Here is a 13,012-nt window from a genome sequence, read left to right as displayed (position 1 = left end):
AGTACTGGATGATAGGCTGGAGCAAAAGCTTGCTCCAGCCTATTTATTAAACCCTTAAGTGAGTTGATTCTAAGATAACGGAGGTAAAAATGAGCGAATTAATTATTTATGAGCAGCCGAATGAAACCCTGGGGAAAGACGATTTTACAGTGAGTGTACGAGAGCCTGGTGGGGTATGGCAAGCACTGTTTGTTTTTGAAGCAAAGGTGGATATGCATCAGGTTCGATCGACATCGATGGTTTATTTTGATATGGAAGGCACGGTGGAGGTCTCTGTTCATTGTAATAACCGGCAGATTGAACAAGCGGTTATTCGCCCTTTGGCAACCCATATTCCCTTTCAAATCGAAGAGAATACCCTTTTGTTCACATTGGAGCACCCGTGTAAGCTTTCCATTGAAATCAATGGAGAACGTTTTAGTAACTTGCATCTTTTTGCCAACCCCTTGGAGACAGCCCCACCTATACTTGACGATGATAATGTAGTGCTTGTCCAACCAGGAATACATCAATTTGCGGCTATCGCAGAACAAGTTCAGTATTTGTCAGAAAGGGCTAATGGGGAGCGTCAGACGATATATTTTATGCCCGGGCTTCATCAATTCGAGAATCCAATGCTGCATATCCCTTCTGGGACCACAGTTTATATTGCCGGAGGCGCGCTCCTTTGCGGATCCATAATGATTGACCATGCTGAGAATGTTGTTGTTCGCGGCAGAGGTGTTCTGTATTTAGCGGATATGGAGAAAACCACTTATTTAAGAGGCGTTCAAATCCAGCATTCTGAACAGATTGAGATCGAAGGGATCATCACGCTTGATCCTCCGCATTACAGTATATATATCGGAGCGTCTAAACATATCCGCATTCATAACTTCAAAGCTTTCAGTACACGCGGCTGGTGTGATGGAATTGATATGATGGCTAGCTCAAATGTGGATATTAAAGATGTGTTCTTGAGAACTTCTGATGATTGCATTGCCATTTACGGCAGCCGTGGAGAGTATTATGGAGACTCACGCCATATCACAGTTAAAGATTCCATACTCTGGGCGGACGTTGCTCATGCCATGCATGTCGGTATTCATGGTGATCACCAACATATTGGCGATTTTATAGAAAATATTTGGTTTGAAAATATCGATGTGCTTGAGCATCACGAGCCGCAGGAAAATTATTGGGGGGTTATGGCAATCTGTGCAGGGGACAACAATACCGTTCGTAAGGTTACTTTCAAAAATATCCGGGTGGAGGATTTTGAACTGGGGCAGCTGTTTGATGTCCGCGTGGTGTGGAATAAAACCTATAATCCGGTGCCAGGACGATGTATCGAAAATATAGAGTTTAGCGATATCACCTACAATGGGAAGAATACCAATCCTTCCCGTATATTCGGCTATGACGAGGAAAGAGGTGTGAAGGATATTTATTTTTATAATCTTCAGATTAATGGAGAGGTTATTGTCGACCTGAATAATAAACAATTTGTAGTGAATGAATTTGCCAGCGGTATTTATTTGCATTAAATCAGAGGATGTAAATGAATGGAGGAGAACAATGAATTCATTTAAAGAGCTACTCTTTGGAAAATCGCTTAAACGTATTGTTAGGATCACAGTTTCCTTAAGTTTGTTGGTAACGCTAGTGCCTTTATCGGCAGAAGGAGCCGCAGTAGAATCGACAGAGCTGTCGATAATTACGGATTACCAACCTACCATTAATGAGGTTATAGATGAAAGCGGATTCAAACATCCGGGTGTTGGCCTGACCAAGGATATTCTTGAGAATATTAGGACACAGGTACGGGCGCAAAAAGAACCCTGGATCACTTATTATAATCAGATGCTTCTCTCTCCGGCAGCTTCAAGGACGGTCACTTCCAACAATCAAAGTGGTGCGGATCCGTTGAAACCAGCGAGCGATGCTTTTAATAGCCAGGGCTTTAATTCAAGATTTATAGCGGATGGTTTGAAGGCTTATACACAAGCTCTATTGTATGTAATATCGGGTGATGAGGTTTACAGAGCCAATGCCATGCATATTATCCGGATTTGGTCACAGATGGACCCTGAGAAATACGTGTATTTTAATGATGCACATATTCATACAGGAATTCCACTTAATCGAATGGTTACTGCGGCGGAAATCTTAAGGTACACAAGTGCTCAAACTGAAGAGCTGAAATGGACGGAAAAAGATGTCGCTGATTTTACGAATAATCTTATTAATCCGGTTATTGAAACGTTCCAACACACAAATGATCGTTTTATGAACCAGCATCTTTATCCGCTGCTTGGAGCTATGTCAGGTTATATTTTTACAGGAAATACAGAGAGGTACAATGAGGGAGTTGAATGGTTTACCGTCAATAAAACCGCTGTCGATCAAGGGCAAAATGGCGCGATAAAAGCTTTATTCAGATGGGTTGATACAAATATTGTAACAGGGGAAAAAGTTAATCCACCCGTAGTTCAGCATGTTGAAATGGGCAGAGATCAGGCGCATGGCGCTGGGGATATAACGAATGTAGAGATTTTATCACGTTTATTATTGGCTCAGGAAACAAAGGTAGATCCGGTAGAGGGGACTGTTTCTAGTGCGCCAAATGCGGTGGGTCCGTATGAATTTCTAGATCAACGGATTTTAAAAGCTGCCGACTACTTTGCTCAGTATATGATTGGCCATGATACACCATGGATTCCAGTGGCGGCACATACAGATGTAAATGGAAATCCAACGATTATCTATAAACACTTGGCTGGCGGTTACAGGGGGAGAATTGGGGGTAATGTCTATGATCTTTATTATTATTATAAATATACAGCTGGAATAAATATGGAGGTTGAAGCTCCTTATTTTAGCGAGATGTTTGCTAAGCGATTGCCTTTCTATTGGGAGTCTCCGGATGGAGGCGGGGATTATTGGCTGTACATTCCTAAAGAAGCAGAGGGCGAGGGTACGCTCAATTTGCCGAAGGTGATAACGAATCCAGATTTGAGAGAACTAGAAGACCGGTACACGAAGCTTGATGGTCACTCCACCACAAAACAAGAAGGAGACACTACTTACGTTGAAATTACCGCAACAGATGAGGGCAGTAAAATTGCTTTTGTGGGTGCAAGCAGTGGCGAAGGAATCATTGCTTTTAAGATTCGGACTAATGGCATAGCAACCATGGAGGTGTTTGGCGATACCGTTACGCTGCCTGATACAAAGGGGCAATGGAGGTATATTCAGTATGAGTTCAATGAGTTCCAAGGCTTCAGCGATCTTGTCTATTTTAATGTAAAAGGAAATGGAACAACAGTCGATATTGACCATATTAATTTAAAAGCTGGGGCACAGCTTACCCCTCCAGTATTTACAACAGGAAAGGCACCAGTATCTTTATTTACCTATGAGGGATCTACAGCTGCAATTCAATTTGATTTCTCTGCGACAGACGCAGGTGCAACGGATGTTGTTACCTATCAAGCGGATCAGTTACCTGAGGGTGCAGTGTTCAATGAGACTTCAGGTGTCTTCTCTTGGTCTGGAGCACATGCGGGAACCTACTCCTTTGTAGTGAGTGCCGCAGATGGAACTTCGGTTACAGCTAAGGATGTTAGTGTTGTAGTAGCGAATGATCGGCAATCTGCCGTCAACGCCGTCATTTCTCCTTATCATGTTGATGTGCCTTACACTTCGGCAACGTTAGCTTACTATAAGCAAGTGCACGCTGAGGTAATGGATGTAATTACTACTGCCACTGACGAGGTCTTCTATCAGAAGTTATTTGACCTGAATCTCGCAGTGCAAAGTCTTAAAGAATTGACGCCATTAATGAAAGATGGAAGTGTTAATTTTACGAATATGTTTGTTAGCTCAACCTTTGGTAACGCTGTCCCGAATCTGCTGGACAACACAAATGATAGTTTTGTGGGGTATTATACAGCGCAGGATCGGGCGCATTACATGGATTTAGGACCGGATTTTCAAATATCAGCAGAAAGCTTTGAGCTTCAGGTAAGAGCTAGTTTTCCGGAGAGAATTGGCGGCGTTGCAATGTTCGGATCGAATGACAAAGAAAATTGGACCCGCTTAACCCCCGGCTTGACAACAGTTACTGAAGAGATGCAGAGACTTGAGGTTCAAGCAGGCCTGGAGCATGAAAAATTCCGATTTTTGAAAATGGAAATGATAAAGCCTTCGAGTACTATGCTGGAAATTGCTGAATTTAGAATCTTTGGCCAGCGGTATGAGACAGTAAATCAATTAGAGTCCGTGTCCATTCACTCGGATCAAAGCTTAAGAAATCGAATTATACCAGGGGATACGATTCAATTATCCTTTAAGTCTACAGAAATGATCCATAATGCCACGGCCCATATACAGGGTCAACCTGTTGCAGTCAGTTCTGTGGACAATATCAACTGGACAGCTAAGCTTGTGGTGAATGAAAATGTTCCATCAGGTACTGTGAAATTTAAGATCAATTATAAAACGGCAGCTGGAGCGGATGCAGTAGAGACTATTTTTACAACAGATGGTTCTACTTTATTCATTGCAGATCAGACGGGACTTGTCGCTAATGTGCTTGAGATAGCAAACCTAATCGATTCCAGTGGGAGAAATCCGGCTGATCTTTTGGCAACAGCAAAAGTTTTATTTGATAATCATTTAGGTTCTATCACTGATTTTCGTTTAAATGGCAGTGGTTATGGTGCATATCTAACCTTTGACTTTAAAGAAGGCGGCCAGGCATTGCTGTCTAGGGTAGAAGTAATCGGAAGGCAAGATAATTATGCGGGCAGAATTAATGGAACAGTGTTGCAAGGCTCCAACGACAATGTGACGTGGATCACGATCTCTAATGTAGCAGGAAATACGCCGGAATGGCAGACGTTGACGATTAACAGCACAGAACCCTATCGTTATATCCGCATCACCAATGGAAACAACTGGTATGGAAACATGGCTGAACTACGTTTGTATGGTGATATTACAATCAATTCAAAGCTTGATGCGGTGTCCATTAGCTCCGACCAAAGTATCCAGAAACGAATTGTGCCTGGGGACACGGTGAAATTGTCTTTTAAAGCAAGCGATGCAATTAACCAAGTGAATGTCAATATTCAGGATCAAGTTGCAACCGTTGCTACTGTCGATAAGATCAATTGGACGGCTGAAGCGGTCATGGGCAATAACGCACAACCTGGACCTGTGAACTTTAGTATTAAATACAAGTCAAAGGAGGGAATCGAGGGGCCGGAAAAAACATCAACTACAGATGGTTCCTCTCTGTACATTCCCGATGAGACCGAGTTGATTAGTAATGTGCTTGCGATTACTAATTTAAGTGATTCCAGTGGGAGAACACCAACCGACCTCAGGAATGTTGCGGGATCATTATTCGATGGAAATGCAGGCACAATTACGGATTTTCGGGTAAATGGTAGTGGATATGGAGGATTTATAACGTTTGATTTTAAAGAAGGGAATAGGGTCCAGCTGTCCAAGGCAGAGGTGCTTTCCAGGCAAGATAATTATTTTACACGAATCAATGGGACTGTGGTTCAGGGTTCGAATGATCATACAAGCTGGACGACAATCTCCTCTCCTGCAGGAAAAACGATGGATTGGCAGACCTTAAGTATTAGTAACGCAGAAGCCTATCGTTATATCCGGATCTATAATAGTAGTAATTGGTTTGGAAACATGGCGGAATTACGCTTTTATGGCGTAGTGAAAGGGGCGGACCCAACAGCTCCGGTGACAACGGATGATGCGCCACAAGGTTGGACCAACAAGGATACGTTGGTAACCTTCACAGCTACAGATGCAGGCTCTGGTGTTGCGGCAACCTATTTCACAGTAAACGATGGCGAGCAGCAAACCGGGAATTCAGTTATTTTGTCCAATGAAGGAACACATAAGTTAGTTTATTGGAGCGTTGATAGAGAGGGTAATGTGGAACAGCCGCAGAAGCCTGCTGTGGTGAAGATTGATCGGACCGCACCACAGGTGGTAATTAAAGGAGAGAGTTCCTATACCATAGAGCAGACATTAAACATCACCTGTAGTGCAGCTGATACTGTATCAGGCATCACTTATTCGCCATGTGATTCAACGCTCGCAGATGTTAAAGCATATACGCTGGAAGCGGGAACTCATAGTGTAACTGCGAAAGCCGAGGATGCGGCGGGCAATGTCGGGCTGGCAGAGCATTCGTATAGTGTATATGCGACATTTGACAGCTTGTCGGCATTAACCGAAAATTTTGCAGCTGAGACGGGTGCTCCAGATTTAGAAAACGTAACCAATTCACTTAAGCAGCAGCTGGCTAACGCCAAAGAAAAGGCTCAGCAGCATGCTGGCGCAGAAGTTCATAGCTTGCTGGAAGCTTTTAATAGTGAAGTGAATCTCCAGAGCAATCAGGTGTTCACTTCTGAGCAGGCAGAGGTTCTAGTCCGTTGGTCACAATGGCTCCAGAGTACAACTCCGCTTGCTGGTGGAGCCCCTGGAAAGCCAGTGTTATCTGACAATAATGGGCACGACACCGGGCTTCGAGATGGCAGCTATGCCGTCACGATGAATCTTTGGTGGGGGAACAACGGTACCGAGTTTAAGCTCTATGAAAACGATGTACTGATCAGTACCCAGATGCTGACGGACAGCTCACCGAATGCACAAGCCATGAGTACGGATATTGTGGGCAAATCAAATGGAACCTACACGTACACGTGCGAGCTAGTCAACAGCTTCGGTTCGACTACCTGCGATCCGCTAATCCTTACTGTTACAGATGCAGCGCCGGGCAAGCCTATAGTATCCCACGACAACTGGAGTGGGGATGGAACTTACGACGTTGTGATGAATATGTGGTGGGGAACCAATGGTACTGAGTACCGTTTGTATGAGAACGGAGAAGTAATCGACACACAGACACTAAGCACGGCTACCCCTGCGGCTCAGATGACAGTTACGAAACTTAAAGATAAGACACCGGGTATATATGAATACTACGCGGTATTAGTCAATGCATCAGGCGAGACATCTAGCGAGAAAATCACAGTAACTGTCAAGCCAAGAAACTGACCATAGAGCTGATGTAATAGGAAGGCCCTTTCTTCGGGATGACCGAGGGATGGGCTTTTTTATAGCAGTTAAAGGATACTATTGAGGGATTGAGACGTTGAATAACGAACGGAGAATTAGGGAAATCTGTAAATTGACATAACACCTAAAGGTGTTATAATGAAAAGCGAACCCAAAAGGTGTTATATTAAATGAATGCTGGAGGCTATTTATTATGCAAACTCAAGAACCCTTACAAGAAATTCGTCAAACGATTTTACTAAATGCGCCAATAGAAAAGGTTTGGAAAGCTGTTGCCACGGCAGAAGGAATGGCAGCCTGGTGGATGCCTAGTACATTTGAGCCTGTTGTTGGGCATGAATTCATCCTGCATGCTGGACAATTCGGAGATTCTCCTTGTAAAGTAACCGAAGTTGATCCTCCGAATCGTGTTGGTTTTAATTGGGGGAAGGATTGGCATCTTGCTTTTGAACTGAAAGAAATCGAAGGGAAAACTGAATTTACCTTGATTCATTCTGGATGGGACCCTGAAAAAGTTACTGAATTTGGCCAACCACATCCAATCGTACGCGGCTTTATGAACAGCGGCTGGGAAAAAATCGTCCAAGAAAAACTTCCTGCTTATATCGAGGCTTAATATGCCGGTTGCTGAAGCAGGACATGATGTATTTCAAGCGATAGCAGATCCTACCCGCCGCAGTCTGCTCAAGCTGCTCGCTAGTAAGGAAATGTCTATTGCATCTATTACGGATTGCTACCCGATCAGCCGAACCGCTGTTAATAAGCATTTACAGGTATTGTCCGATGCGCAGCTTGTTAGCAGTCAGAAAGTCGGACGGGAGACCCGGTATAAGCTTCAGCCAGAACCTTTGCTGGAGCTGCAAGATTGGCTTGCCTTTTTTGAAGGTTACTGGGCTAATAAATTGTTTGCGCTTAAAGAATATGTTGAGGCTGACTCAGACGAGAAGTGATAAACCGGGTGGCGTGAGATCGCGCTCCCCGGTTTTTTGTGTTGTTTAAATTCAGTTTATAAAAGGGAGTTACCATCACAATACAAACTAAAACGTTGGAGGAATTGTAATGGTAAATGAACGCAAAAAAATAATTGAGCCCAACCCTGGAGATTGGGCCGTCGAAGCGCGTGGGCTCGTCAAAACGTTTGGTGACAATCGCGCAGTTGATGGAGTAAATCTGAACGTTAAGGCAGGCACGATTTACGGCGTTCTTGGTCCCAATGGGGCAGGAAAGACGACGGTAATTCGGATGCTGGCTACGTTACTTCGTCCGGATGCGGGGTCGGCGCGAATCTTCGGGCATGATGTGGTAAAGGAGTCGCAGATTGTCCGGCAATTGATAGGGGTTACGGGACAATATGCTTCTGTGGATGAGTCACTTAGTGCTACAGAGAATCTGATTATCTTTTCACGTCTTTTAGGGGTAGGGCGGGCAGAGGCGCGGCAAAAGGCAGCGGAGTTGTTAGAAGAGTTTGGTCTGACGGAGGCGGCGAAACGGCCGCTTCGAAATTTCTCTGGCGGTATGCGCCGACGTCTGGATCTTGCAGCGAGTCTGATTGCCCAGCCTCCGCTTATCTTTTTGGATGAACCAACAACAGGTCTGGACCCACGGACACGTTCGCAAATGTGGGATACCATTCGTCGGTTGGTGAACACAGGATCAACAGTGCTGTTAACTACACAGTATCTTGAGGAAGCCGATCAGCTGGCAGACCGTATTGCAGTTATTGATCATGGCCATGTCGTTGCAGAAGGCACCGTGGATGAGCTAAAAGCTTCAGTGGGCACCACCTCGCTGCACTTAAAAGTCCAAAATCTTAAAGATATCGCTCAAGCGCGCCGGATTGTGGAACATGTGCTGCATATCCAGTCTATTGTGCCGAATGAGGCTGGAAAAATTACTGCACCGATGGCGAACGCTGATTTAGTCACTGATTTGCTTATTGCACTCCGCGAAGCGGGGATTCCACTCGCGGAGATGAGTGTGCAGAAACCGACGCTTGATGAAGTGTTTTTGACGATCACTGGCCATGGAGTTACAGATGAGGCATCCCAAGCATCACAAGAATCAATGAATAAGGAGGCAGCAAGAGCATGAGTATGAGAACTTCTACTATTAGTCCAGGTGCGACCCGACAATTGAAAAACCATACGAGCTTCAAACAATCTGTTCGTAACTCGTTAACGATGGCTTATCGCGGGATATTGAAAATCCGTCGCACACCCGAGCAATTGTTCGACGTAACGCTGCAGCCAATTATTTTCACACTAATGTTTACTTATATTTTTGGTGGAGCCATATCAGGAGATGTAGTAAGCTATTTGCCCGTTATTATTCCTGGTATTCTAGTGCAGACTGTAATCACGACCTCCATCGTCACTGGTGTCCAACTGCGGGAAGACATGGATAAAGGGGTGTTTGACCGCTTTAAGTCATTGCCGATTGCCCGTATAGCCCCATTAGCCGGAGCTTTGTTGGCAGATACGATTCGATATACGATCGCTACTGTGCTTACTTTTGTCATGGGCTATATTATGGGTTACCGACCTGATGGCGGTCTGGAGCATGTCGCAATTGCTGCGCTTTTGGTTATTGTCTGCTCCTGGTCGATTAGCTGGATTTTCGCTTTCTTTGGTGTGATTGCCCGAACCGCTTCCAGCGTACAAGGGATATCAATGATTGTGTTGTTCCCACTCACGTTTCTATCCAACGCCTTCGTGCCTGTAGATACGATGCCTAACTGGCTGCAATGGTTTGTCAAAGTCAATCCAATCTCGCATCTTGTGTCAGCTGTCCGTGAGCTTGCTAACTCTGGAACCGTAGGCTGGGATTTCGCTATCTCACTTATCGGAGCCGCTGTGATTGTTGCAATTTTTGCACCTATTACTGTGCGTGCATATATGCGCCGGACATAATTAGAGAGAAGAAGAAAAGCGGCAGAAATGCCGTTTTTTTTGTGTTTTTTTAGCATGTTAAAAAAGCCGTGATCTAAGGATATCCCAAGATTACGGCTTGAATTTATTGAGTAGGGACTTGCAAAGAGGCCTTTTTAGAATTAATTATCTTTTTTAAAGAAGGTATGAATTAAATTGGAGACCGATCTATCATACAATATTTTAGCCGTTTCCTCGTTTTGAATATGTCCCCCTAAATGCAGATGAATGACGCCATGCAATGACGCCCACACCAGGTTCACAACAAGCAGAGGGTCTTTTTCGTTAATAAATCCTTGTTCGATGGCTTCTGTAATAAGGGCTATCACTTGTTGTAGTGCCGTAAAGATAGCATGTAAGCTTTCCTCCTCCGGTTTGAATTCGCTAAAGGCTCCTCCGAACATAACCATATAATAGCTAGTATGATTCCGTGAGAAATCCCAATAAGCTTGTCCAAGCTCGCGAAGATATAAATTTAGATTGTCTTGTTTTGGAACCGCTTGAAAGGCAGCAGCCAACAATTTACACCCTTGCAGAAAAAGCTCCTTCGCTAAACCTTCCTTGTTTCCAAACAAGTTATAAATGATTTTTGTGGGACATTCCATTTTTTCAGCAACCTTACGGATGGTTACACCTTCGGGTCCAGATTCATGCATAATGGCCGCAGCGGCTTCGATAATGTTCAGTCTTAATATTTCCGCATGCCGTTGCTTTGCTTTTGGGTAGGTTGTAACGGATTCAGCATCTATAGAAGATATTTTGGACGATTTTTGCATGTAGTTTCACTTCCTTAGAACTTTACTTTAGCTTTTTTTAGATAGCCGTTATTTCTAACCCTTATTTTACTGATGTAGAAGAGAAATAGCCAATAATTAAATGTGTAGAACTTTATTTGACAACACAACCTCACTTGGATACAATGATTCTTATTGAAACACTGTTTCTAAATGGTCGTTAAAGGGAGAGAGGATAGCAATGATTACAATTCAAAATAAATGGACGTTGATTACCGGAGCTTCTTCGGGGATAGGTGAAGCGTTTGCTCGAGAACTTGCAGCCAAAGGAAGTCACTTAATTTTAGTCGCCCGTTCTGAAGATAAACTGATTGCTTTAGCGGAAAAATTAAAACGAGAATTTCAAATTCAAGCGGAGGTTCTAGTTGCTGATTTATCTCAAGAAGGTTCCCCTGACAGGCTCTATCAACAATGTGTAGAACGTGGCTTGAACGTTGATATTCTTATTAATAATGCAGGTTTTGCTACGCATGGGCTTTTTGAACAACTATCTGGTTCGAGACAACATGAAGAAGTGATGCTAAATGTTTTGGCGGTTGTAGATCTGACCCATTTGTTTTTGCCAGAGATGTTAAATAGAAAAAGTGGAGTGATTTTAAACGTTGCATCAACAGCTGCATTTCAACCTCTCCCTAATATGGCTGTATATGGAGCGACAAAAGCTTTTGTATTATCATTTACTCAAGCGCTATGGGAGGAAAATCGGAAACGGGGCGTACAATTTCTTGCGTTATGTCCGGGGGCTACGGAAACAGAATTTTTTAATGTCGTGGGAGCCGATGAGGCTTCGGTAGGCAAACGAGACACTCCAGAAAATGTCGTTCAAGTGGCTCTTCGGTCACTTCAGGCTAAAAAAGTATTTGCTGTCCCAGGATTTACAAACTATATTTCTGCTCAAATGTCACGTTTTTTCACACGAAAACAAATGCTTTATTTTGTTGGACGCATGCTCCGTACACGACATTAATAGGTCAACGTATTCAAGTTGGTGTATTCGTTAGCAATGATCAAGTATTTTAATTATAAAAAAACAACAAAACAGCGGTTCTCCCCAATATGGGAGAACCGCTGTTTTGTGTTTTGACTTGCTGACTTTGACTCCGTTCGCTTGAATTTACATCATCAACATCAACATCAACATCACCATCACCACCAACAACAACAACATCATCACCAACATCAACAACATCATCACCAACATCAACAATATACATCTAATCACATCGCCGACTCATAATCATCCACCGTGGTACGGACCCAGATGATGTTATTAGCATGTTTTCGCAGTTCTAGCGTAGTTTCGGACTCCAGTGCAGCTATTCCCTAGAAGTGGGCTCGAAAATGGTGATTTGTGCGCCAATAGGTGCATTAGGGTCCGATAGGATCAGAAAAGTGGGGAATTTCTGCGAATAAGGTCAACTGAGTCCGATAGTATCTCGTCCAGGGTAATTAACTAACTAATGTATTAAGGTTCAATAAAAAGGAAAACAAACCAGCGTTGGTTTGTTGCTTCAATAGATAATGGGGCAAGCAAGGCTAACGGACCCCAATGACACTATTAGTATGTTTTTCGCAGTTCTAGCGTAGTTTCGGACTCCAGTGCAGCTATTCCCTAGAAAGGGCCCTAAATATGATGTTTTGTGCGCCAATAGGTGCATTGGGGTCCGATAGGATCAGCAAAATGGGGGATTTCTGCGAATAAGGTCAACTGAGTCCGATAGTAGCTCGTCCGGCAAAGTAAGGGGAAGTAAACACCTATGTTCTTGCAGTCAGCCTTATTGTATTAAGGTTCAAAAAAGGACAACAAACCAGCGTTGGTTTGTTGCTTCAATAGATAATGGGGCAAGCAAGGCTAACGGACCCCAATGACACTATTAGTATGTTTTTCGCAGTTCTAGCGTAGTTTCGGACTCCAGTGCAGCTATTCCCTAGAAGTGGGTTTGAATATGGTGATATGTGCGCCAATAGGTGCATTGGAGTCCGATAGGATCAGCAAAAAGGGGAATTTCTGCGAATAAGGTCAACTGAGTCCGATAGTATCTCGTCCGCCAAAGTAAGGGGAAATAAACACCTATGTTCTTGCAGTCAACCTTATTGTATTAAGGTTCAATAAAAAGGAAAACAAACCAGCGTTGGTTTGTTGCTTCAATAGATAATGGGGCAAGTAAGGCTAACGGACCCCAATGACACTAT

At 43.7% G+C, this 13,012-nt stretch carries 9 protein-coding genes; 7 read left to right on the top strand and 2 right to left on the bottom strand.

The features are described 5' to 3' along the window. Positions 1-89: 89 nt before the first annotated feature. The 6 genes from NST58_RS19175 to NST58_RS19150 all read left to right on the top strand — a co-directional run bounded on the left by NST58_RS19175 (position 90) and on the right by NST58_RS19150 (position 10,007). Positions 90-1,526 carry a glycosyl hydrolase family 28 protein gene (locus NST58_RS19175; RefSeq protein WP_339243856.1) on the top strand — a complete coding sequence of 479 codons (1,437 nt, stop codon included), beginning with the start codon at positions 90-92 and terminating at the stop codon, positions 1,524-1,526. Between the two features lie 31 nt (positions 1,527-1,557). Further along, positions 1,558-7,077 carry a discoidin domain-containing protein gene (locus NST58_RS19170; protein ID WP_339243854.1) on the top strand — a complete coding sequence of 1,840 codons (5,520 nt, stop codon included), beginning with the start codon at positions 1,558-1,560 and terminating at the stop codon, positions 7,075-7,077. A gap of 214 nt (positions 7,078-7,291) precedes the next feature. Then, complete coding sequence (locus NST58_RS19165) at positions 7,292-7,714, top strand: SRPBCC domain-containing protein (RefSeq protein WP_076129854.1); 423 nt, start codon at positions 7,292-7,294, stop codon at positions 7,712-7,714. Between the two features lies 1 nt (position 7,715). Then, positions 7,716-8,048 (top strand): metalloregulator ArsR/SmtB family transcription factor, encoded by a 333-nt coding sequence (locus tag NST58_RS19160; RefSeq protein ID WP_339243853.1) that lies wholly within the window; start codon positions 7,716-7,718, stop codon positions 8,046-8,048. 109 nt (positions 8,049-8,157) lie between these two features. Then, positions 8,158-9,189: an ATP-binding cassette domain-containing protein gene (locus NST58_RS19155; protein ID WP_339243851.1), complete on the top strand. Its 1,032-nt coding sequence runs from the start codon at positions 8,158-8,160 to the stop codon at positions 9,187-9,189. Positions 9,190-9,191: 2 nt separating this feature from the next. Continuing rightward, the gene (locus NST58_RS19150; protein ID WP_038574573.1) at positions 9,192-10,007 is read left to right on the top strand and encodes an ABC transporter permease; all 816 of its coding nucleotides are present in this window, start codon (positions 9,192-9,194) and stop codon (positions 10,005-10,007) included. Between the two features lie 140 nt (positions 10,008-10,147). Here NST58_RS19150 and NST58_RS19145 read toward each other — a convergent pair whose 3' ends face one another. After that, on the bottom strand, positions 10,148-10,801 hold the full coding sequence (locus NST58_RS19145; protein WP_076220107.1) for a TetR/AcrR family transcriptional regulator: 654 nt from the start codon (positions 10,799-10,801) through the stop codon (positions 10,148-10,150). 199 nt (positions 10,802-11,000) lie between these two features. Here NST58_RS19145 and NST58_RS19140 point away from each other — a divergent pair, with 199 nt between their 5' ends. Next, the gene (locus NST58_RS19140; RefSeq protein WP_076277776.1) at positions 11,001-11,786 is read left to right on the top strand and encodes an SDR family oxidoreductase; all 786 of its coding nucleotides are present in this window, start codon (positions 11,001-11,003) and stop codon (positions 11,784-11,786) included. A gap of 49 nt (positions 11,787-11,835) precedes the next feature. Here NST58_RS19140 and NST58_RS19135 read toward each other — a convergent pair whose 3' ends face one another. Next, on the bottom strand, positions 11,836-12,033 hold the full coding sequence (locus tag NST58_RS19135) for a hypothetical protein (RefSeq protein ID WP_339243849.1): 198 nt from the start codon (positions 12,031-12,033) through the stop codon (positions 11,836-11,838). Positions 12,034-13,012 lie beyond the last annotated feature (979 nt).

Origin of the sequence: Paenibacillus sp. FSL R10-2796 (assembly GCF_037965315.1) — a bacterium.
GTDB lineage: Bacteria > Bacillota > Bacilli > Paenibacillales > Paenibacillaceae > Paenibacillus_AQ > Paenibacillus_AQ odorifer.
Note: the sequence above shows the minus strand (reverse complement) of the source record. Positions and strands in the feature narration are given on the sequence as shown.

Bases quoted from the DNA above. Each gene is read 5' to 3' on its own strand.
- NST58_RS19175 (WP_339243856.1), top strand. From the start codon at position 90: ATGAGCGAATTAATTATTTATGAGCAGCCGAATGAAACCCTGGGGAAA.
- NST58_RS19170 (WP_339243854.1), top strand. From the start codon at position 1,558: ATGAATTCATTTAAAGAGCTACTCTTTGGAAAATCGCTTAAACGTATT.
- NST58_RS19165 (WP_076129854.1), top strand. From the start codon at position 7,292: ATGCAAACTCAAGAACCCTTACAAGAAATTCGTCAAACGATTTTACTA.
- NST58_RS19160 (WP_339243853.1), top strand. From the start codon at position 7,716: ATGCCGGTTGCTGAAGCAGGACATGATGTATTTCAAGCGATAGCAGAT.
- NST58_RS19155 (WP_339243851.1), top strand. From the start codon at position 8,158: ATGGTAAATGAACGCAAAAAAATAATTGAGCCCAACCCTGGAGATTGG.
- NST58_RS19150 (WP_038574573.1), top strand. From the start codon at position 9,192: ATGAGAACTTCTACTATTAGTCCAGGTGCGACCCGACAATTGAAAAAC.
- NST58_RS19145 (WP_076220107.1), bottom strand. From the start codon at position 10,801: ATGCAAAAATCGTCCAAAATATCTTCTATAGATGCTGAATCCGTTACA.
- NST58_RS19140 (WP_076277776.1), top strand. From the start codon at position 11,001: ATGATTACAATTCAAAATAAATGGACGTTGATTACCGGAGCTTCTTCG.
- NST58_RS19135 (WP_339243849.1), bottom strand. From the start codon at position 12,033: ATGTATATTGTTGATGTTGGTGATGATGTTGTTGATGTTGGTGATGAT.